Source organism: Ruminococcus sp. 1001136sp1 (assembly GCF_039841815.1).
GTDB lineage: Bacteria > Bacillota > Clostridia > Lachnospirales > Lachnospiraceae > Blautia_A > Blautia_A faecis.
Map to the genome: position 1 here is coordinate 95,597 of NZ_JBDPGY010000008.1, position 22,148 is coordinate 117,744.

At 42.7% G+C, this 22,148-nt stretch carries 16 protein-coding genes; 2 read left to right on the forward strand and 14 right to left on the reverse strand.

Going from position 1 to position 22,148, the window contains the following annotated elements; translation table 11 throughout:
* Window positions 1-2: 2 nt before the first annotated feature.
* Together ABHC48_RS08775 and ABHC48_RS08780 are read right to left on the reverse strand one after the other, a co-directional pair.
* Entirely contained in the window at window positions 3-1,754 is a 1,752-nt protein-coding gene (locus ABHC48_RS08775) for a S8 family peptidase (RefSeq protein ID WP_195699551.1), read from the reverse strand.
* Window positions 1,755-1,966: 212 nt separating this feature from the next.
* On the reverse strand, window positions 1,967-3,148 hold the full coding sequence (locus tag ABHC48_RS08780; RefSeq protein WP_173735260.1) for an MFS transporter: 1,182 nt from the start codon (window positions 3,146-3,148) through the stop codon (window positions 1,967-1,969).
* Window positions 3,149-3,407: 259 nt separating this feature from the next.
* On the opposite strand from ABHC48_RS08780, the gene ABHC48_RS08785 reads away from it, so the two are divergent.
* Entirely contained in the window at window positions 3,408-4,310 is a 903-nt protein-coding gene (locus tag ABHC48_RS08785) for an AraC family transcriptional regulator (protein ID WP_195699552.1), read from the forward strand.
* Between the two features lie 3 nt (window positions 4,311-4,313).
* Here the strand turns inward: ABHC48_RS08785 and ABHC48_RS08790 are convergent, their stop codons facing one another.
* From ABHC48_RS08790 to ABHC48_RS08820, 7 genes are all read right to left on the reverse strand, one after another.
* A complete protein-coding gene (locus ABHC48_RS08790) occupies window positions 4,314-4,724 on the reverse strand; it encodes a hypothetical protein (protein ID WP_195699553.1) in 411 nt (136 codons plus the stop codon).
* A gap of 52 nt (window positions 4,725-4,776) precedes the next feature.
* Entirely contained in the window at window positions 4,777-6,498 is a 1,722-nt protein-coding gene (locus ABHC48_RS08795) for an MATE family efflux transporter (protein ID WP_195699554.1), read from the reverse strand.
* A gap of 135 nt (window positions 6,499-6,633) precedes the next feature.
* On the reverse strand, window positions 6,634-8,952 hold the full coding sequence (locus ABHC48_RS08800; RefSeq protein ID WP_195699555.1) for a PfkB family carbohydrate kinase: 2,319 nt from the start codon (window positions 8,950-8,952) through the stop codon (window positions 6,634-6,636).
* A 4-nt stretch (window positions 8,953-8,956) separates the two neighbouring features.
* Window positions 8,957-9,799: a carbohydrate ABC transporter permease gene (locus ABHC48_RS08805; RefSeq protein ID WP_195699556.1), complete on the reverse strand. Its 843-nt coding sequence runs from the start codon at window positions 9,797-9,799 to the stop codon at window positions 8,957-8,959.
* Window positions 9,800-9,801: 2 nt separating this feature from the next.
* Window positions 9,802-10,677 (reverse strand): sugar ABC transporter permease, encoded by an 876-nt coding sequence (locus ABHC48_RS08810; protein WP_195699557.1) that lies wholly within the window; start codon window positions 10,675-10,677, stop codon window positions 9,802-9,804.
* A gap of 66 nt (window positions 10,678-10,743) precedes the next feature.
* A complete protein-coding gene (locus ABHC48_RS08815) occupies window positions 10,744-12,084 on the reverse strand; it encodes an extracellular solute-binding protein (protein WP_347505403.1) in 1,341 nt (446 codons plus the stop codon).
* Between the two features lie 15 nt (window positions 12,085-12,099).
* Window positions 12,100-14,565: a GH116 family glycosyl-hydrolase gene (locus tag ABHC48_RS08820; RefSeq protein ID WP_195699559.1), complete on the reverse strand. Its 2,466-nt coding sequence runs from the start codon at window positions 14,563-14,565 to the stop codon at window positions 12,100-12,102.
* Window positions 14,566-14,735: 170 nt separating this feature from the next.
* Here ABHC48_RS08820 and ABHC48_RS08825 point away from each other — a divergent pair, with 170 nt between their 5' ends.
* Window positions 14,736-16,169 carry an extracellular solute-binding protein gene (locus ABHC48_RS08825; protein WP_195699560.1) on the forward strand — a complete coding sequence of 478 codons (1,434 nt, stop codon included), beginning with the start codon at window positions 14,736-14,738 and terminating at the stop codon, window positions 16,167-16,169.
* A gap of 276 nt (window positions 16,170-16,445) precedes the next feature.
* Here ABHC48_RS08825 and ABHC48_RS08830 read toward each other — a convergent pair whose 3' ends face one another.
* The 5 genes from ABHC48_RS08830 to ABHC48_RS08850 form a co-directional block, all read right to left on the reverse strand.
* Window positions 16,446-17,324 carry a methylenetetrahydrofolate reductase gene (locus ABHC48_RS08830; protein WP_118071790.1) on the reverse strand — a complete coding sequence of 293 codons (879 nt, stop codon included), beginning with the start codon at window positions 17,322-17,324 and terminating at the stop codon, window positions 16,446-16,448.
* 41 nt (window positions 17,325-17,365) lie between these two features.
* A complete protein-coding gene (locus tag ABHC48_RS08835) occupies window positions 17,366-17,986 on the reverse strand; it encodes a methylenetetrahydrofolate reductase C-terminal domain-containing protein (protein WP_195699561.1) in 621 nt (206 codons plus the stop codon).
* Window position 17,987: 1 nt separating this feature from the next.
* Entirely contained in the window at window positions 17,988-19,952 is a 1,965-nt protein-coding gene (gene rsxC, locus ABHC48_RS08840; RefSeq protein ID WP_195699562.1) for an electron transport complex subunit RsxC, read from the reverse strand.
* 274 nt (window positions 19,953-20,226) lie between these two features.
* The gene (locus tag ABHC48_RS08845; RefSeq protein ID WP_195699563.1) at window positions 20,227-21,636 is read right to left on the reverse strand and encodes an APC family permease; all 1,410 of its coding nucleotides are present in this window, start codon (window positions 21,634-21,636) and stop codon (window positions 20,227-20,229) included.
* Window positions 21,637-21,747: 111 nt separating this feature from the next.
* On the reverse strand, window positions 21,748-22,092 hold the full coding sequence (locus ABHC48_RS08850; protein ID WP_195409055.1) for a P-II family nitrogen regulator: 345 nt from the start codon (window positions 22,090-22,092) through the stop codon (window positions 21,748-21,750).
* Window positions 22,093-22,148 lie beyond the last annotated feature (56 nt).

A 22,148-nucleotide genomic window follows, 5' to 3' on the forward strand; every position in this document is an offset into this window, starting at 1 on the left:
CTTCAATGTAACCTTATTATAACGTCCTCCCCCCACCCGATTAAGTCATTTGGCAACTTTTCCGATCCTTGCAAGGCTTTTGCACCACGACGGAGATAGGCTTTTAGTTTTTCGCCATAGAGGTAGGGATCTTTTCGGCGGGTGATTCCCCATTCCATAAGGAGGGCGGCTGCACCGGTAACGAAAGGCGTGGAAAAGGAAGTGCCAGTGAAGGATGCATAGCCTCCACCAGAGCGGGGAGCATAGATATCAACACCGGGAGCGACAAGGTCGGGTTTTGGATAGGGGAGGGCACGACAGCCGCGGCCAGAGAAATCAGCATAGGTGTTTTGACGGGCGTCGTAGGCGCCGACGCTGATCACGCGTCTGGCAGTGGCAGGGATTGTAAGGGTTCCCTGAGGACGTGGAAGATAGAAGGCTGTGCCTGGGTTTAGCGTTTTGCCACCTGGAAGCCACAGGAAATATTCCCCGTTTTTTATATTTCTTGCTGCTAAGATTATTTTCCACACACCGCTGTCTACATAGGGGGTTTTCTCATCCTGCGGCAGAAAATCCACATAAATCTCCTGCGTCACATGATACGGTGCCGGTTTTCCATAATAAATCAGAAGTTCCGTATTTCCCGCCTGCCAACGCTGGGCGCCTAGTGTTTCAAAAAGGGGGCCAACACGCTCCCCGGCTGGATGTTCCAGATAGATTTCCATCTCATCTTCGTAATTTTTCCAAAGCTGCACATTTAAGGTAGGCTCAAAGGCACCAACACCAAGTTCAATTTCCTGGATTTCACCTGGCGAAAGCTTTCCTCCGGTATGCAGAGCATCATTTCCATTGTTGCCCATTCCTACACAAATCACATTTTTCCCCATGCCTGACACATTGTCCAGATAAGTTTCCAGCAGAGAATCGCCTCTGTGTGAGCCATAATTATTTCCAAAGCTTAAATTGAGCGCGATTGGTCTTCCAAGCCGTATAGCCTGCCGAACCAGATAATCTACACCTTGCATCAGCTCTGTAGTTCTTGGAAAAGAGTCCTGTCTTGGAATACCCATTTTCACAACCAGAAGATCACTTTCATATGCCACTCCCCGGTTCACTGCACCACGGGAAAAATCGCTGCCAGCTGCCACTCCAAGCACAGCGGTTCCATGACCGCTTACATCTTCAGACGGAACAAGGCGCCGCCCCTCCTGCACAGAGAGGGACAACGCCTCATTGATTTCCTCATTGGTATATTCAGTTCCTGTTGCATAGCCCTCCGGGGGATTACCGGAAATGCTCTGATCCCACAAACGCAGAATCCTGGACTTTCCATCTGCTGTAAGAAATGCGGGATGCCTGTAATCCACCCCGGAATCCACAATTCCGATCAACACGCCGCGCCCTGTCAGCCGTAGATTTCCCGGCTCATTGCGCTGTACCTGGGTAATACAGCTTGCCTCTTTCGAAAAAAGATCTTCGAAATACAAACGAGTGGGCTTTTCTATAAATTCTATCTGGGGACGCCGAGAATATTCATCCAGCATACTTTCAGGAAGCGTCACAATGGCATACCTGCCAAGGAGAGGGACCACGGAGATTTCGGGTCCCCCAAGCAACGCCTCAACAGAATCACCCATTTCACTATACTTCACAATAATTTCCCACTTTCGTGTCTGCTTCTCATACCCCACATTCAGATTTCGGGATTTCTCTCTTTCCTCTTCTGTGGCATCCAGCGCAAGGTTCAAAAGATTATCCAGCTTCTGATCTGGCATATTTCCTCCATTTTGCAGCGTATGCATACTCAAAATATACTTATCTTTAATTTACGCCAACCCGTTTTAAATAATACCTCAGCCTTCCTATTATATTTCAGAGCGTGTTTGAAAATCATTCCCACCATCTGTACTCCCTGCTTTATGGAAATTTTTTGCAGAAAGCCTTTTTCAAACACGTTCTAAACCCTCTGTAGATTTTCAAATATCAGTTATTTTTCCTCTACTTTCACCTTTTTCAGCAGAAAAACCATCACCAGCAGCACCACTGGGAAAATCAGGCCTACGCCCATACCCACGCGGATGTTATCTCCTGCATTCTGTGTGACACGGCCCACGATTCCAGGGCCTATACTGCCTCCAAGATCTCCGGCCATGGCAAGAAGGGCGAACATGGCAGTTCCACCTGCCGGAAATTTCTTAGAGGAAATACTGATGGTTCCAGGCCACATGATTCCAACGGAAAATCCGCATACAATACAGCCAATCAGTCCTGCTGCCGGATTAGAAGACAGGGATGCAAGAAGATAGCAGAATACGCATAAAATTCCGGATCCTGCCATAAATTTCATCAAGTCCATTTTATCTCCGTATTTTCCAAAGATCATACGGCTGATTCCCATCGTAATGGCAAACATGCAGGGACCGGCCAGGTCTCCGATGGTCTTTGACAGTCCAAGTGCCGCCTCTGCATAGGCAGATGCCCACTGGGACATGGACAGCTCTGATGCCCCTGAACACACCATCAGACACACGGCAATCCAGAACACAGGCTTACGAAACAGTTCCCTGATTTTCATGCCTTCCCCTTCATCCACCAGATGTTCGATGGGACAGGTGGCAAAGTTGTAAACATTAACGGCCGGAACGATTGCCCACAAAACTGCCAGCCACTTCCAGCTGTCCATTCCAAAAACTGCGAAAAACAGGGTGGAAACTGCAATGGTTCCCACAGAGCCCCAGCAGTAGAAGGAATGAAGAAGACTCATGGTCGCTTCTTTATTTTTGAAAGGACATGCTTCCATAATAGGACTGCACAGCACTTCAATCAGTCCGCTTCCAACAGCATAAACAATAACACTGATGATAATTCCCATAAAAGGATCTGGCAAAAGCTCCGGAAGAAATGCCAGCCCCACCAGTCCTAAAGCGGAACTGATCTCAGAGGTTACAATGCACACGCGATATCCGATTTTGTCCACAAATCGGGCACAAAACAAGTCAACCAGCAACTGGGTAAAGAAAAAGCAGGTGGAGATCAGTGCAATATTTCCAAGGGAAATATGATAATCTGTGTGAAATTTCAGAAACAGCAAAGGTGCAAAATTTGCTGCTATAGCCTGGGTGATAAAGCCCATATAACAGGCTCGTTTGGTTTTCTGGTAATTTGGCATGATTGGTTCTCCTTTTTTTCTTCTTTAAAGAAGATTTTTATCTTATTGGATTATATTATATTTAAATGTGTTTTTCATTGGATTATTTCTGATTTTTATTGTATAATATCGTAAAAACATTAATTTTCTATTTTTTCGGGGCACTTCCCAGAGCGGTTCGAAAAAGGTTTTCTGCAAAATATACCGCAAAGTGGGACGAGCAGATTGCGGGAATGATTTTCAAACAGGCTCCAGGTCTCGATTTGAGGATAAACAAGATATGAAAGAAACCAACGTATATACCAAAATTATTACCGACGAAAATTTAATGGAGACCATTCCCCACGGAAGCCAGGACTATCCCTTTCGCTACTATTATGAGCATTTAGCCCAATTTGATTTTAACTGCATAGACTGGCACTGGCATACGGAGCTGGAATTTGTGTATATTCAATCCGGAACCGTAACTGCATGGATTGGGGAAAAACAGCTGGAGCTGCCAGCTGACAGCGGCATTTTTATTAATTCCAAATTCCTTCACCGTTTTTCCTCTCCTGTGGATGCTGTCATCCCAAACTTTCTCTGCATGCCCTCTTTCCTTGCAGCTACAGACAGCTATATCTACCAGAACTATGTAAAGCCTATCGTTACATCGAATATTCCTTTTTGGATTTTTTGCAGGGAGATTTCCTGGCAGGCCAGAGTTCTCGATCTTATGAAGCAGATTTTTTCTGCGCAGACTTCCGGTTCTTCCTGCCATCTTCTGACCTCTGCCCTTATGCAGCAGCTCTGGCTGGAAATATACGAACATACAGACCTTTCCACTTCACCGGAAATCACTGGACAGTTCTCTGTAAACCGCGCAAGGCTCCAGCTGATGATGCAGTTTATTCACGAAAATTACAGAAAAAATCTTTCCTTGGATGAGATTGCTGCACAGTCTATGATCAGTAAAAGCTCTGCCTTAAACCTTTTTCGGCGCTATCTGCACATCACGCCGGTTAACTATCTAATAAACTATCGGCTGAAACAGGCTGCCCTTCTGCTTTCCCATACAGAGAAAAAAGTCAGCACCATTTCAGCCGAAACCGGTTTTCACAATGTAGATTATTTTTGCAGAGCTTTCAAAAAGCACTACCAGGTGACACCTGGGGAATATCGGAAAGAAAAGTGGGATAAATAGCTGTTATTTGTTATTTTTACATTTCGCATTCAATGCATTTACAACAGCTTCATACATCGGTTTCGCCTGCGGTGCAGCTCCAATCAGCTCTGCCAGTGTCATTCCATACGCAAACTGGATCATCGGACCATCCAGCATTCCCGGTTCCATTTGATTGAACCTTTCTACTGCAAGGGGTTCTGCCACAGTCTCACCAAGGGTGCTGTCCATACTGAAGCGCTCTGGCCTGTCTGCCTTTGCATTTAAAGTACTTTTGGAACTGCCTACGTTGAAAAAGCTGAAGGTTGCCATAGAAATATCATTCCTATAATGATTCATTTCTTTCACATCACCACGTAGCAATGCGCGTACAAATTCATTATATGGTACATTTTCGTCTGAAAACCAGTCTCTTATCATATTTTCAAACATCATTCGGACTTCCCGATTTGTAACACTTAAATATTTCCCTTTTGGATCAGGGAAATTATATCGTCACATAAAGATAATTGAACACCAGCTTTCTCTGATACTCATAATACTTCGCCTTTTTCTTGATCATTTCCATTACAGCACGGTCAACCTCGTCACCGCGAAGGTCGAAAGGATTGTAGGAGTTGACATTATCCCGGATCCGTAGGATGCATTCACCGTTGTTGTCCATTACTTTTACGGATACATAATATTTCTTATCTGTTTCGCCGATACCAAATTTCATAATATTCAGAAGCAGCTCCTCCACGATCAGATGGATAAAGAAGGACTGTTTAAAATCAAGTTCCCATTCATCGCACAACCCTTCCAGATTCTGGGACATTTTTTCCATACTGCCTTCCTCGATGGGATAATATTCCTCAAAAACCCGGTTGGTAAAACTGTATTTTTCTTTTATGTAATCTTTTATTTTTCCAAATATCTGTATTGCAAAAACCAGCAGCAGGCAAACTCCCTCACTTATTACATACACAAGCGCAAGCCCTACGATTCCCTTTTTATCGATCAGAAAAAATCCAGCCGCCAGCATGAGAACAAAGTTGCGTAAAACAGATAACCCGGAAGCATATCTTGTCTTTCCTATTGTTTGCCAGAAGGACGTGGTTACCACATTCACTCCTGCCAGAGCCACGCTTAATGCATAAATACGAAATGCGGTCGCTGCTGTTTCCAGTGCCGGACCATCATTCAGACCGAAGAATATCAGTATGTTTTTTGCCCCGGCTGCAAAAAACAATGCCATAATCATTCCTGCTGCTGCAACAATCCGCAGTCCATCGTGATACACCGCCAGCATTCCTTTCCAGTCCTTCTCTCCGCCTAAAATGGAGATAACCGTAGAAGCAGCAGCTCCGGCACCGTCAAACATAGCCCCCGGAATGGTACTCATGGTATAAATAACACCAAATACAGCCACAGAAAAAGTGCCATTTTCTGAGTTTCCCTTTAACAGCATAGTATTAAACACCAGCATAACCACCGCCTGAAAAATAAATGCAGAGCCTACGCCAAATCCATTTTCCACATATTCTTTGATCTCATTTCCTGTAGGAATGTGAAAATGAAAGCTTAAAAGCGCCTGCTTGTTCCAAAAATGAGTAAGCAGAATCAGAGTTCCTACTGTTTCCGCAATACATAAAGACGCCGAAGCCCCAACAAGTCCCCAGTTCAGCACTTTCATAAATAACAGATCCAGGCTTAAATTGGTGACAATAACGCCAGCAGAAGAAATGGCAGCCAGCTTTGGTGCTCCGTCTGTCCGCACTGCTATGGAAAGAATATTATATACCACATAAATTGGGGCAAAAGCAAACACTACCGTCAGATACTGCAGGGCCTGTGGCAAAAGCTCCGGTGTGGCACCAAGCAGACTGCATAATGCGCTGCGAAATATGAGAGATACTGCTGCAAAAAGCACACCTGTTATCAAGCCTGCACTTAACACGGAGCCAAAAATCCGATTTGCACCTTTTAGATCTGCTTCACCGAGTTTTTTCCCAATTAAGACGCCTGCACCGCCTCCTAAGGTGATCCCCATAAGTAAATAAAGCAGAAATACAGGTGTGGCAATGTTCGCCACAGCCAGTCCGGTACTGCCTATAAAATTTCCTACCAGAGTAGCATCCACAAGGGTGGATACGGTAACCCCAAGAGAAGAGCATACTCCCCAGAATAAAAAGGTTCTGTATGCACTTTTTGCATAGTTTGTTTCCATATGATTTTCCTCCTGCCTTCAGCTGACTTTTTCATCAAAGCCAGGGGCTTTTGACCCCGACATCATTATATCAAAAAGGAGCAACTCCCGGTACTGCAGAGTTGCTCCTTCTTGCTGTCAATCGATCGGATTATGTTAGCTATTGATCCTCTTAATCACTTCTTCCATTACAGGCATCGCAGGTATTGCTCCTTCTCTCTCAACACATAGGGAAGCCATCGCATTTCCAAAGCGGACACATTCTATCATTTCCTGTAAAGAATATTCTTCTATACGCTTACCGGATTCACAAATCTTATATAAAAAGCCTCCCATAAAAGAATCTCCGGCACCGGTGGTATCCACAACTTTGCTGGAATAACCTGAAACATATGCTTCCTGCTGATCCTGCAGATATACAAACGATCCTTTTTCGCCTAAAGTAATGAGTACTATTTTTGCGCCATACTCTGTTATGCTCTCTGCTGCTTTTCGAACATCCGTATAACCTGTTAATAGCTCAATCTCTTCTTCTGATACTTTAACGATATCTGCATATTCTAAAATACTTCTCATCCATTTACAGGCTTCTTCCTGTGAATCCCATAAACTGGCTCTGTAATTCGGATCATAAGAAATAATTGTTCCATTATTTTTCGCAGCTTTTAATGCAATAAACTCTGCATTTCTGGATAGTTCATCTGTTAACGACAAAGAGCCTACATGAAGAATACGGCTTTGGCAGATGATATCTTTCCGTATTTCCTCAGCCTTCAGACCGATATCTGCTCCGGGTTTTCTGGCAAACGCAAAATTTCGTTCTCCGTTATCTGCCAGTTTAACAAAAGCAAGTGTTGTAAAATAGTCTGCATCACTTATTAATCCTTCGGTTGAAACACCGCATTTATCCAAGGTTTCCTTTAAGAAATCACCCAAGAAGTCTTCTCCTATTTTTCCGATAAATGCTGTTTGGGCACCCAGCCGTTGTGCCGCAACCACAACATTAGCAGGTGCACCTCCCGGATTTTGTGTATAAGACAATGTTTGTCTTTCACTCTCTTTTTTCCCGGTAAAATCAATCAATATCTCTCCCAGAGAGGTAATATCATAATGCCGTTTTGTCCTATATTTTATATCTACGCCTATATTTCCTTGTGGGTATAATTTTCCTGTATAGCGATACAAACCATGCTCCCACAATAATGTAAATGTATTTCCGTCTATGAGGATATCAATATCTGTTTCTTTTTCCATCATTTCACAGGGCACAGTCCGTATACCATATCTGGAAGCTCTGTCTGCCCGGTTATAATTCACGGTCATTTCTTTATTTGAAGAATCAAAGCATATTGTCACGATATGTCTATCTGTATCATATAGATCAATACACAATAACTCTCCATCTCCCGGCAGCTTTCCCTTCAGTTCTACCATAACCGGCTCACTTTGCGGTGGTATGTTTTCACCGGTCCAATGTTTTTCCAATGTTCTGCTGAAGACCTTCATCTCAGCTTTCACTTTATCAGCCACTTTCGCGCACAAACGCCTGTTATCATCTAAATACCACACTCGTGATACATCCAGTATTCCACGATACCCTTCCTCCGGACCGAAATCCCGGTTCCAGGGCATCCACAGCCAACCGCCCAGCCAGGCAACAGACCGTATTTCCCCATTCAATACCGGATATGTCTGTGCTGCATAATAATGAGTTCCAAAATCCAAGGTCCCCCTTATCTCTTTATGGAATTCACATTTGTCAAAATCCACCTGTCCGGACAGATATAGCGTCGTTACACTGTCTTTTTCATACATCGGCGAAGTTGTCAAAAACCAGACATCCTCAAGACAGAAGGCATCCGGACATTCAAACATTCTGCCCTCACCAGGCTCTGCCTCGTACAAAATTCCGCTATACGTCCAATGGTACAGATCGGTAGAAGAGAAAAGATAAATTCTTCCGCGGCTGTCCGGATGTTCAATTCTTCCGGTGGATCCTCCACAGATCATTCGCCATTTTCCTTGTGCAAAAAACACCTTGGGATCTCGGAAATCTCTTCCTCCCTTTTCCGGGACTTCTTTTATCAGCGGGTTTTCTTCTGCCTTTACAAAATGTCTCCCATCCTTCGACACCGCAAGATTTTGCGTCTCAAAAATACCGGTTTCACCTTCCGTTCTTCCTGTATAGAATAAAAATAGCTGATCATCATGTACAACAACCGATCCGGAAAAGCATCCGCCGTTTTTATCGTTATCATAGGGCATATCTGGGACCAGTGCCGGTTCTAATTCTTCCCAGTGTATCAGGTCCCGGCTTACCGCATGCCCCCAGTGCATACTGTCCCAGTTGTCATGGTACGGATTATACTGATAAAATAAATGATATTGTCCTTTAAAAAACACCAATCCATTAGGATCATTGATCCATCCTTTCTGGGGTGTAAAATGTAGGGATGGTCTTACGATTTCTCTCATTTTCTTATCCTTTCACTGCTCCGGCAGTCATACCACTTATAATATACTTCTGCAAAATAACATAAAATACTAATTCAGGAAGCATGATCATCAGACTCGCTGCAATGATTCCACTATAATCCATGGTATATTGTCCTTTAAACATAGATGTCATTAACGACACTGTATTTAATGCATTATTCTGAATAAAGGTTGAGGCAAACGGGAACTCATTGTAAATATAAACCGCATTAAAAATAATGATCGTCACGAACGTCGGTTTCATGACCGGAATCACTACTTTGGTACACAGCTTAAAAAGATTGCAGCCGTCGATAATTGCTGCTTCTTCCAATTCTCCGGGGATATCTCTCAAAAATCCGGTAAACAGTAAGGTATTGAACGATATATTCACTGCGACATACGGCAGGATCAGTCCCAACCGTGTTCCAAGGATTCCCATCAGTGAATCAATCCTGTATACCGGAAACAGCAGTACATAAATAGGGATGCCAATCCCGATCAGCAGGAAAAGATACAACGTTTCCGATGTCTTATGGTTTCGAAAAACCATTCTGGCAATTGCGAACGAACTCATAAAAGTAAATAAAATACTGAAAAAAGTAGATACTACTACCAGTAAAATCGTATTAAAGTACATTCTGGCAAAATCAATAGTATCGATCGCACGCTGATAATTCTCAAAGCTTATTGTCTGCGGCAAAGATAGCGGACTGTTGACAATCTCATTATTTGTCTTTAATGAAAGCAACATAGCCCACAGTATGGGCATGATCAAAAGAATAATCAATCCCAGCAGACATATGTAAAAAATGACTTTTTCTATCGATATTCTCTTGTTTCTCATATTTAACTCCTTTGCTTCCTCGTTGTGATCTTAATATAGGAAAACGCGCCCAGAATTGAAAGCAACAGAATTGCAATCGCAATTGCCATTCCATATCCATACCTTCTGGATGTAAATACTGTAAAATACATATATGAAGTAAGCAGCTCCGACTGATGAGCAGGTCCTCCGCCTGTCATCTGATATACCAGTTCATATATTTTAAATACGCCTGTTACTACCAGAACAATATTAATAATAAAGGTCTCTTTCAACATAGGAATTGTCACATATAACAAGCGTTGTAACCAATTGGCTCCATCAATATCACAAGCTTCGTAAATATCTCCCGGTATTGCTTTGATTCCGGATAAAAAGATCGTTGCGTGAAATCCCAGTACCTGCCATGTGAATACCATCGCCAATGACAATGGGGACCATTTCGTTCCACCGATCCATTCAATAGCAAACATATCCAGTCCTATTTTACGCAATACACTATTTAGCAGCCCATAATTAGGATTCAGGATATATCCCCAGATAATTCCTATGATAATAGGCGCTATTACATAGGGCGCAAAAATCACCATTTTAAAGAATGCGTTTCCATGAAAATTCTTGTTCATCAATAATGCTGCCATAAAAGATCCAACGATCAAGAATATCACACTGAATAACAATACTAAAAATGTATTTTTCAATGCGATCAGAAATAACTTATCATGGAACATAGCAACATAGTTTTTTATTCCCACAAAGGATGCTTTTCCAAGACCACTGTAGTCCGTAAAGCTATAATAAAATGCGATAAACACAGGAATACTAATAAATACTGCATAAACCATAAGAGTCGGAAGCAGCATAATGATTTTTGCTTTCTTTGTACTCAACCAATACATAGCTTTCTCCCTTTCCATTCTAAAGAAAAGAGCGGTATTACTTAATTTCATACCGCTCTTTTAATTTTATCTTTCGGCACTTTGTAAATTTTCTACATAATCAGCTGCTTCTTCCGGTGTGTAAACGCCGGTCATAACACCGAAGGTAGCATCAAAATATCCATATGCCACATTGGACGAAAGTGAATTAAACGGCTCAGTTACTGCTTTCCAATCATCATTTAATGCCGTGATCATCGTGGAAAGTACAGGATGTTGGCTCTCATCAATCTGTCCATTATATGTAGAGCACGGTAATGCCGCGGTATCCTCAGCAATGATTTTGGTTCCCTCTTCGCCATAATAGAACTGCCAGAACTGCATAATTGCATCTAACAACGCAGGATCTTCTGCTACCTTTGAAGATACTACATAAACACCGCCGGATGCCTTGATTCCGATCTGCTGCTCATACTGGCTGTCGGAAAAGGTAGGTCCCCAGAAGAATCCGATTTTAGAAGCAATATCACTTCCCTCAAAATCACCGATATCCCATGCTCCGGAATTGAACATTGCTGCATTTCCAGCGAGGAACTGCTCTTTTGCTTCAAAATATCCAATATTGGAAATGTCCTTTGTGAAAGTTCCTTTTTCACGCATTTCTTCTACTTTTTCAAAATAGTGAATAAAGTCTTCGTTATTCCATGAAATGCTTCCATCCTTCAGACCGTCAAGCTTTTCAAAGAATCCATATCTTGCCAGCATTGTCTCAAATGCCCAGATACTGTAATTATCTTGCGCCCCCACGGTCAGCGGTGTGATTCCGGCTGCATTCAGCTTATCTACCGCATTCAGGAACTCTTCATAGGTAACAGGCACTTCTTCAATTCCTGCCTGCTGGAAGAGATCTTTGTTATAATAAAATCCTACCATCATAACTTCACTGGGCATTGCCACATCTTTGCCGTCCACGGTACATGAATGCACCAGTCCGGGAAGAAGGCTGTCATTGATACCATACTGATCCAATGCATCCGTCAGATCATATAAATCCCCATTCTGTGCAAACTCCTTTGCGGTTGCCTGTTCCAGCCAGAAAACATCCGGAAGCTTATCTTCTCCTGCCAGTAAAGTCATCTGTGTATTATGCTCGGACACTTCTTTACCCGTAATATCAATTTTAATCCCCGGATGGCTTTCTTCAAAGGCAGTGATAATCTTCTGCAGATGCGGCTCCTGTGCCTGAATATCAGCAACATGCTCTGCAAACTTGATCGTAATCTGTCCGGCCCCATCTGCGGACGTAGAACTCTGCTCAGTCTCTGCGCCGTCTGTAGTCCCTTCTGCATTTCCGCATCCTGCCATTGTAAACAGCATAGCGGACGCACAAGTCAGTGCCATCATTTTTCTCCAATACTTTTTTATCATAATCTTGTGCCCTCCTTATTCTTGTACATGAATATCATCTAACGTCCCATATAGAATGTCAATATGTTTGCACATTTTCCCATTCTCTTCCTTCTGACTGTAGATACCCCATGCTTTTCCACAAATGAAGAAGCTGGACATTTCACCTTCTATTGCAGGATGGAATGACACGGTTCCGCGATACATATCACTTTGCAGTCCCAATAATGCATTCAGCACTCCCCAGCTTGCCATTGCTCTGCAATAATGATGACCGGACTCAATCTCACTGAACGGATTCCTCTTGTATCCGTCATAACGATCCCGAATTGACTTTACCACAGTCAGACCTTCCTCTACACAACCTGAATAAATCAGATTAACGGCTACTTCATACTCTACTCCTGTCCACACCTCTCCGGCATAGGATAACGGGAATTTAGGCCTGCCGCCTTTCGGCCAGGTAGCTACTACCATTCCATGCTCTTCATTGATCGCATATGCTCTGTGCACACTGTCTGTATGATAAAAATCCGTTTTGTAATTATACTTGAATACGGATTCCATAGCAGATTTTACATGCTCTTTCGGTAAAATTTCCCCGATTCCAGCCATATATGCCAGGAACTGTCCGAGAAGCTGATCTGACAGGCAGCCTTTTCCGAATTGATATTTATATTTATCAATCTCCTTCTGTACCTGAATATAATATTCCCCGTCAAACATCAGTTCATCGGCTCTTGCAGCTCCTTTCGCGTAAGCATCTGCGTATAACTGATGATGTTCTTCATCCCCTACAATCTCAGCCATCTCTTCACAGCATTTCAATGCTGCCAGGAAGATACTGTCCGTCATGGGATTCGGTCCGTAGAATTCAATATCATAGGTTGTATTCTGCTGACCATCCAGTACATCATCTCCATCCAGATCCCATTGTTTCAGGGCATATTCCATTGCCAACACTACTTTGGGCCAAATGGTCTTCAAAAATTCTACATCCCCGAGATTCTTGAAATCCCGGTAGACACGAACAACACTTCCAAGTTCTCCATCACAGGCCGGAACCATTGCATACCGTTCCTGATCAAATACGGAAAACATTCGTGTAGACATACATCCTGTCTCATCTGTTTCTCTCAAAAATTCTACATTACGCATTGTTTTTTCAAGATCCGGGAACAGAAATGCAACCGTCTGTGCATAATTCCATACATGAGGCACACTACCGTAACCGCAGCCTATATAGTCTCGTATCCCTTCAAATCCGGCAAAGGTTCCATCTTCCAGCCGGAAACATAAATTACTTCGAAGATTCGTAATATTTGCAGTCAGAGCATCAATCACATAATAAGGTAATGTAGTCTTATGGAACATAGCATCGGCAAATTTTCTGCTGTCGGATTCCAGTCGTTCCTTATTATGATATACATATTTTGCGACATCCCATGCATCTGTAAATTTTGTTGCATAGTAATTTCTCACTGTTCCGTATTCACCGCGCTGGAATTTCTCGTAGTCCTCATCAAATTCGATCCATGCCTTTACTCTGTTAGGAAAATACCATGTAATGACAAATTCAAAAGTTCTTTCTTCTCCCGGCTGAAGTTCTTCCCAGGCTCCGATGGATCCGATCTTTTCTCTTCTTTTCAGGAAACTGAAATTATGAAATTGTGCAAATTCACATCCCACACTGTCAGATACGGTCTCTTTTTCCAAAAGTCCATCACCGGTAAAATCATCCCAGAAATCCTGTATTCCATCCACCCATTCGCCGTCAAACCACTGTGTTTTATAGGTTACATTAGATCCACTGGTCAGAATCGCCATATTTCCATACCGTAAATGATCCTCTTTCAAGTGTTCGGGTGAATAATACAAGCCCTTCACATCATCAAATTCCCGATATTCATTTTTTACGCTATCAGCCAGCTTTAGGTTCTCAATAACATCATATCCTTCAAAACCAGATGCATTGGGAAGTGTGCCTACCAGGCTTACTTTGGTCGGACAGTCTGCAATATTTTTCACCGTGTATCGGATAATTGCACAGGGAATACTGGAATCATCTGTATTTAAAGGAATAAACGGTGTATAGGCTTCCATTGACACTTTTACGGGCAATTCTGAATCTTTGAAATTCACTCTTGCAAAAGGATATTCACAAATCAGCTCCGAATCTTCCATTCTTGGCAGATTTACTAATTCAGCCTGAAGGTATCCGTGCGAGCTGGTATATGGCGGAACCATTCTCGATTCCAGAATTTTCGATATAGGTCTTTCCAGTTCTTTGTTTTCCGTACGGATTGCAAAAAAGGAAAGAGGAAATTTCGTATTTTTCGAAGGCCAGTTAAAGATTTCCCAGTCAAGGAACTTTCCTCTTGAATTTACAGAGAAATTACCTGTTCCGATTCCGCCCAGCAGAAAACGGACTTCCGTTGCATCCCGCTTAAAGACCCGCGGTGTTCTGTCAAATAATTTTTCTTTTGAAAATGTTTTTTTCATCTTCTCCTCTTTCTTGTTGTTCGGTTGTCCGAATAACTTGTTTTATTTTTTAACTCTCCGCTTTTGCAGAGAGTTTTTTTATTTAATCTTGTTTGTTCGAATAACTTATGCTATGATATTAGCATAACAAAAATATATTGTCAATCACTTTTCAAAATATGGGGGATTTTATGAACACCAGAACACCAAAATACATGCTTATAAAAAATGAATTTGTCCAGAAAATCGAAAGCGGATATTATCGTCCCGGCGATCTCATCCCTTCTGATAATAAATTAATGCGTACTTTAAATGTAAGTAAAAGCACTATTACACAAGCCCTGAAATGTCTGGAAGCTGAAGGATATATTATACGGCAGCAAGGAAAAGGCACTTTTGTAGCAGACCGCTCCAAAGATAAAATAAACCTATCTATTTATTTATGTCCTATGGAAGATAATGAGAAATATTTTTGGATCTCTCTGATCGAACAATTTAATCTAACTTTTTCCGAATTTTCCGTAACACCGACTTTTCTCACCAATGATAAGGCTCCTCTGCGTGACTCGCTGTTGCAAAGCTTTACCAGTGGAAATGCACCGGATATTCTGTCCCTGGACGGTCCTGATGTCCCCTATTGGGCATATATGAATTCTCTGCTGCCGTTTGATGGATATATGGATTCGTCTTTCCTATCCTCTTTTCTGTCTCCCATTGTGACACAGGGAACCTATCAGGGAAAACTATATCATCTAGGTTATACGGAATCCACTTTATGTATTCTGTATAACAAGGAGTTGTTCTATTCTCTTGGTATCCGCATTCCAACTTCTGCGGAAGATGCCTGGAGCTGGGATGAGTTTCTGAATGTCTGCCATACAATACAGACCAAAACTTCTTTTCCCTATCCTTTGCTTATGGACTCCGGACGCGGTCTTTCTCCAAAATCCGGAGAATGGGACAGCTACGCCGGATTGCCATTTATCGTGCAGAACAACGGCAGCCTTTTTAACGATACGCTGACGGCAACCTCTGGATATATTAACTCTCCGGCTTCCGTCGCTGCTATGAATTGGCTGGGCGAATTATTTCATAAATATCATTATACCCACGTGGAGGATCTCAGTGCCGATTTTCCTGAAAACTTTGCCATGAGTCTTTCCCTGCCCAGTGCCTATTTTCAATCGCAGAAAAGGAATAGTAATATCGGCATAATCCCTCTTCCCCATGGTATAAAAGCAGCTTCTCCCCATGGAAGCTGGGGATTATGTATGTCCAGACAGACACAATATCCCAGGGAATGTTGTGAATTTATCCGTTATGTTTTCAGTCTGCAGAATCAGTTGAAGATCAGTCAGTTAACGGGTATTCCTGTTTTAAAAGAGATTTATGACGTAATGGACAGCTTTCAGGCTGATTCCGGCAACAGCAATATTTTATTTTCACAATTACGGAACACCTCTTTTACCAGACCGCAGACCCCCGCATATCCATTCTTCAGTAAGCAGTTTTCCTATGCGTTTTATAATATTGCCATGGGTGCTGATGCACAAGAGGAAATGAATCACCTGGCGCAGCAGGTAGACGATCATCTTTACCGGCATAATTATTATCAACAAAGCTAATAATTTAGGCTAAGGATAAATAAATTCATTTACCCTTAGCCTATTTCTCATCATATTTTACTTTTTTCTTATAATCATAGATCTTAATATCCGCACAGATTTCCAAAGGGATAATCTTTTCCATCCCGGTACCTCCCGTTCACTTCCCAATAATAAAATTATATCGTTTATTTCTGTTTAAAACAATACTATTTTCATAGTAAGCAAAAAACGAGCCATCCTCCACAAACGCAGATTCCTGCATTCATGGTTCAGACGGCCCATGTAATTTTAATTTTAGATTTCAGCTAATTTCAGCAGATCCGGAATCTTGGACTCCCAGCCAAGTGCCATGATATGAACACCCTGGCAGTATGGCTTGCACTCTTTGATAATACGTGCAGCGATCTCAACACCGGTAATTCCGGCTTTTGTCTTTTCTTTGTCTGCCTTCAGCTCCTCGATCATCTCATCCGGAACATGAATGCCGGCAACATTGTTATTCATGAATTTCGCCATTCCAGCGGACTTCGGAATAATAATTCCAACCTGTACAGGTTTTCCGAACTGTTTTGCTTTTTCCATAAATTTGATAAATTTCTCCGGCTCAAATACAGCCTGTGTCTGGAAATAATCAGCACCAGCAGCAACCTTTCTCTCCATCTTTGCAAGCTGTGCATCGACAGAATCACTGCATGGAGAAACAACAGCACCCTTGGAGAATTTCGGAGGCTCTCCAACAAGCTGGTTTCCACCAAGATCTACGCCAGACTCCAGAAGCTTCACTGTGTGAAGAAGAGATACGGAATCAAGGTCGAATACCGGTTTTGCCTGAGGATGATCGCCCATTTTAGTATGATCACCGGTAAGACAGAGAATATTGTCAATACCAAACATAGCTGCGCTGAGAAGATCAGACTCCAGAGCGATACGGTTTCTGTCACGGCATGCAAGCTGGAAAATGGGATTCATGCCTGCATCTTTAAGAACCTTACACATTGCAAGAGATCCAAGACGCATAACAGAAGACTGGTTATCTGTTACGTTAACTGCATGAACACCTGTAAGGTATGTTTTGGCTTCTTCTACCAGCTCATCTACATGGATTCCTTTCGGCGGTCCTACTTCTGCTGAAACTGCAAATTCACCACGATCGAATAATTCTTTCATTTTCATATTATATTTGCTCCAATCATTAAAAATTTAGGATTAACCTTTTATTTCACTTCATCATCTGTAGCAAAATTGTGGATCTGTGTCGGGCATTTCAGCACATCAAGGCGTCCAATCTCTTTCAGGCGTCTGTAAATACGCTCCCATCCACACTCCATCTCACTGTCCACTTCGCATTTTCCATTCTTGGAACCGCCGCACTGGCCATTCACAAGGCTCTTGGAACATGCTGTGATCGGGCAGATTCCACCTGTCAGATTCAGATAACACTCACCGCACTGATCGCATTTATATTCTAATGGTGTCACTCCCTGGAAACCAGGTACCGGATATGTATCACAGGCAGCACAGACCATCTTATCTTCCAGATATTCAGAAATTGTCTGCACACCAACACCACAGGAAAATACAAGAACCATATCTGCTTCCTGAATTTTGCTCATATGTTTCTGAAGACGCAGCTCCATATTTTCCGGATTACAAATATAATCAGTAGTCATAATTCCTGTCACATTTCCTTCAGCGGAAAGCTCCTTCTGAAATTCAACAGCTTCTTTTTCCGGAAAATGAACCTCTTTACATCCATGACAGTTAATAATGAAAACTTTCTTTCCGGCTGTCAGTGATGTGATTGCTTCTTTTGCTTTTAACTGGGTAATCAACATATCACTTCATCCCCCTTACTGCATTTTTTCCGGCTTTGATACTGTCGATGATCGGAATCTTGGAAGAACAGATATACTGACAGCATCTGCACTCAACACAATCCATAACATTCATGTCCTTCATGCCCTGCCAGTTCTCGTCTTTGGCATATTTTACAAAGTACAGCGGAGACAGCTCCATCGGACAGACATCTACACAGCGTCCGCATTTGATACATGGCTGCTCTTTGGTCTCATCTGTATCAATTGCAATGATACCGTTGGATCCCTTCATCATAGGTACATCCAGTGTATTCAGAGGGAATCCCATCATAGGTCCGCCCATCTTAACCAGAACATCCTCATCTGTAAATCCACCACAGTAGTCGATCAGCTCTCTTACGCTTGTACCAATTTTGATGATAAAGTTTCCAGGATTCTTGATCTTCTCACCTGTAACAGTTGCAACACGCTCAATCAGAGGCATTCCTGTCTGGATTGCGTCTGAAATTGCCTTTACTGTACTGATATTATCTACTACAACACCAACATCTGCCGGAAGACCGCCGCTTGGAACAATTCTGCCCATAACACGCTTGATCAGAGTTTTCTCAGCGCCCTGTGGGTATTTGGTTCTGGCAACAAATACTTCCATATCTCCGATATTGGCAACTTTTTCCTGCATTAATTCAATGGCATCCGGCTTGTTATCCTCAATAACAATGATACCCTTCTGGGCACCGGTTGTCTTAAGAACTGCTCGCAGACCAAAAATAATATCATCCGCATACTCAAGAAGTACTCTGTGATCTGCTGTCAAAAGCGGTTCACATTCGCATCCATTGAGAAGGATGGTATCAACTGGTTTCGCCGGTTTCAGCTTGACACAGGTCGGGAAACCTGCACCACCCATACCAACGATTCCTGCTTCACGAATGATCTCAATGATTTCATCCGGAGTAAGCTTGTCAAGGTCTCCATGTGGCTGTACGGATTCGTGCAGAGTATTTTTTCCATCCGATTCAATAACAACAGCCATCACTTCACTACCTCTTGTGCCGTGCATACGAGGTTCAACAGCAACTACTGTTCCGCTTACGCTGGAATGTACAGGAGCGCTGATAAATCCGGCAGCTTCGCCAATCTTCTGACCGACTTTTACTGTATCACCAACCTGAACGATGGGATTCGCCGGAGCACCCAGATGCTGAGACATGGAAATTACAACCGTCTTCGGATCCGGGAACTTCTTAAGAGCAATGTGCTCACTGAATTCCTTGCGCTCTGACGGATGAACACCGCCATAGTAACCATCTAATCGGTTTTCTCTGATTGATTTCACATAATCGTTGATCACCTTGAAATTAACCTTGGAGAAATCACGAACCTGTACGGGCTGATTGAGGAATTCTTCCAGACGTCCCTGTTTCGCCAGTCTCTGGTAAATTTTCTCCCATGCGCAGTCCTTATTGGGATCTACTTCGCATTTTCCATTCTTTGCTCCACCGCACTGACCATTCACAAGACTCTTGGAACAGTCAACGATGGGACAGACACCACCGGTAATATTCAGATAACACTGTGCACATGCATCACAGCTCTTCTTGGTAAGTGCCATGCCATGATGACCTCTGTAGTTAAGGGTATTGCTTGCAGCAACAACCGGCTTACCTACCAGATCTGCAACAGTCTGAATACCAAGACCACAGGAAATTACTACCACATTCTCTGTTCCTTCCGGAAGCAGATCCTGCAATTTTCTTTCTGTATGCATTTTGTTGCATAAGAAATCAACTTTCGCACTACCTGTGACAGTCTTTCCCTGCTCCTTTGCAAACTTCAGGAATTCATCGCAATCCGGTTCCTCAACCGTCTCAAATTCCTTAAAGCACTTATTACAGGCAATCACAAACAGGTTGTCCTTGCCGTTCAGCACTGATGCAAGCTCATCACTGCTTTTCAGCTTGTACTTAGTATAATTTTCCAATTGCTCACCTTCCTTATAATAGAAATTATATTCTTATACTATCTGTTCTTATCCGTTCCCTCCACAAAAAAACTTATAAAAGCAGATAAATAAGTTACTGTTTTTCTTATATAATTTACCACAAACTGACTATTTTATCCAGTCTTTGTGACTATTCTGCCTTCAAATTATCTACAAAAATTCTAAAAAGCAAAAAAAGACGTTCTCTTTCTTCACCGGGAAAGAAAACGTCTCTTTCTTTATAAACTATTTATCTGTTACCGCATTCTACGCATTACCGCCACATTCCCCGCCTTTTCCGAATAGTATAATACATACTGTTCTCCATGGCCATAACCTTCTGAAGAGGCACACTTTTGAATACGGGCATTTTCATCTTGTATTTAATCCAGAAAAAGGAGTAAATACCAAGCACCAAGAAGGTAATGCCGGTTACCAGCCAGATCATGTTCCTCTCTACAGGATCTGTAGAAATATTCAGAATCATATATACTGTTCCACAGATTCCGATAATTGGGAAAAGAGGACCGCAGGGAACCTTAAAGGAACGAGGTGCCTTTGGAAGTCTTTTGCGCAGAATCAGTACATCAATATGAGCCAGTATGTAAGAGATCATCCAGAAAACAGAGCCAACCAGGATCAGGAAGGAAATGGCATCTGAGGAGCCATCACTGAGGGCTGCGAATACGAAAATAAATGCACTTACAAATACAACTCCGAAATACGGAACCCCATGTTTATTCGTTTTTGCAAAAACACGAGGCATCATGTTCATTTTCGCCATTCCCTGACAGATTCCTGCCAGACCGTTTACGGTAGAATTCTGTGTACTTACAACTGCAAGTGCCGAAACAAACGTCATCCACACTTTTCCCGCATTGCCAAGAAGATTTCCACCATAAAGCAGGTGTGGTGCAGCGGAATTTTCCAGTTCCGCCCAGGGTGTATAGTTATGGAAACCAAGAACCATCACAGACTGCACCAGACAGATCAAGGCAAGTCCGATCATCATTCCAAGAGGGACATTTCTTCTGGCATTTTTCACATTCTTAGATACCGGTATTACATATTCCGCTCCGATAAACAGCCAGAATGCCACTGCTATGGTGGACACAACACCTTTAAAATCCGTGGCCATACTGTAAGGCTGATGCACCACTTCCCCTGTACCCAGTCCCAGCATACCGATCACACCAAGGATCAACATAGACCCAACCAGAAGAAATGCTACCAGATCCTGGATCTTGGCAAACATATCCACACCGTAAAGGTTGGCGATCATAACCACTACTGTCATAATGAAGGTGTACATCAGGCTCGGAATCGGCAGATGAATGGTAGATGCCATAGCATAAGCAAAAATAGAAGCCTCAACACCTGATGACATGATATTGCAGATCAAATATCCGCCTACCATAGAAATCAGTGTGGGAAAAGGTCCCATACAGGCCAGAGTATATTGAGCCAGACCTCCTGTGGTATTTGGCATCAGGGCATTCAGCTCAGAGAGCGATGCCACCGTGGTCATATTCAAAAGACAGGCAATCACCATTGCCCCGATAAATACCACACCAATACTTCCGGCTCCCTGTCCCAGAGAAACCAGACAACTGGTCGCAATAACAAGTCCAACCGAGATGGAAACCACACTTCGCAGTCCCAAAGTTCTGTCCTTTTCTTCCATCCTGAATCACTCTCCTTCATTACAGATCAAATATCGCGCTGTACCAGTCTGTGGGAAATAACGCTGGCACGTTGTTTGAATAGCTTACAGAAAGCCTTTTTCAAACACACTCTACAGTGCATCAATTCCCTCATCGCCAGTTCTCACACGGATTACATTTGTAATATCATAAACAAAAATCTTTCCGTCACCAATATGTCCTGTATAAAGCTCCTGTTTAATCAGCTCCACGATCTCCGGTACCTTGGACTTCTCTACAACCACCGCGATCTGCTGCTTTGGAAGCAGCTCCATCTCATAGTTTTCATCCACTTCATATTCCTTAGTGCCTTTCTCAATACCGCATCCCAGCACCTGTGTCACTGTCATTCCGCGAACACCAGCCTTGCTCAAAGCAGATTTCAATCCGTTAAATTTTGACATTCCTGTAATAATCTCAATTCTTGATAATTCCATAACAATCATCCTCCAGCCAGATTAATATCTTTATCCTCTATTCCCGCTATCTTTCA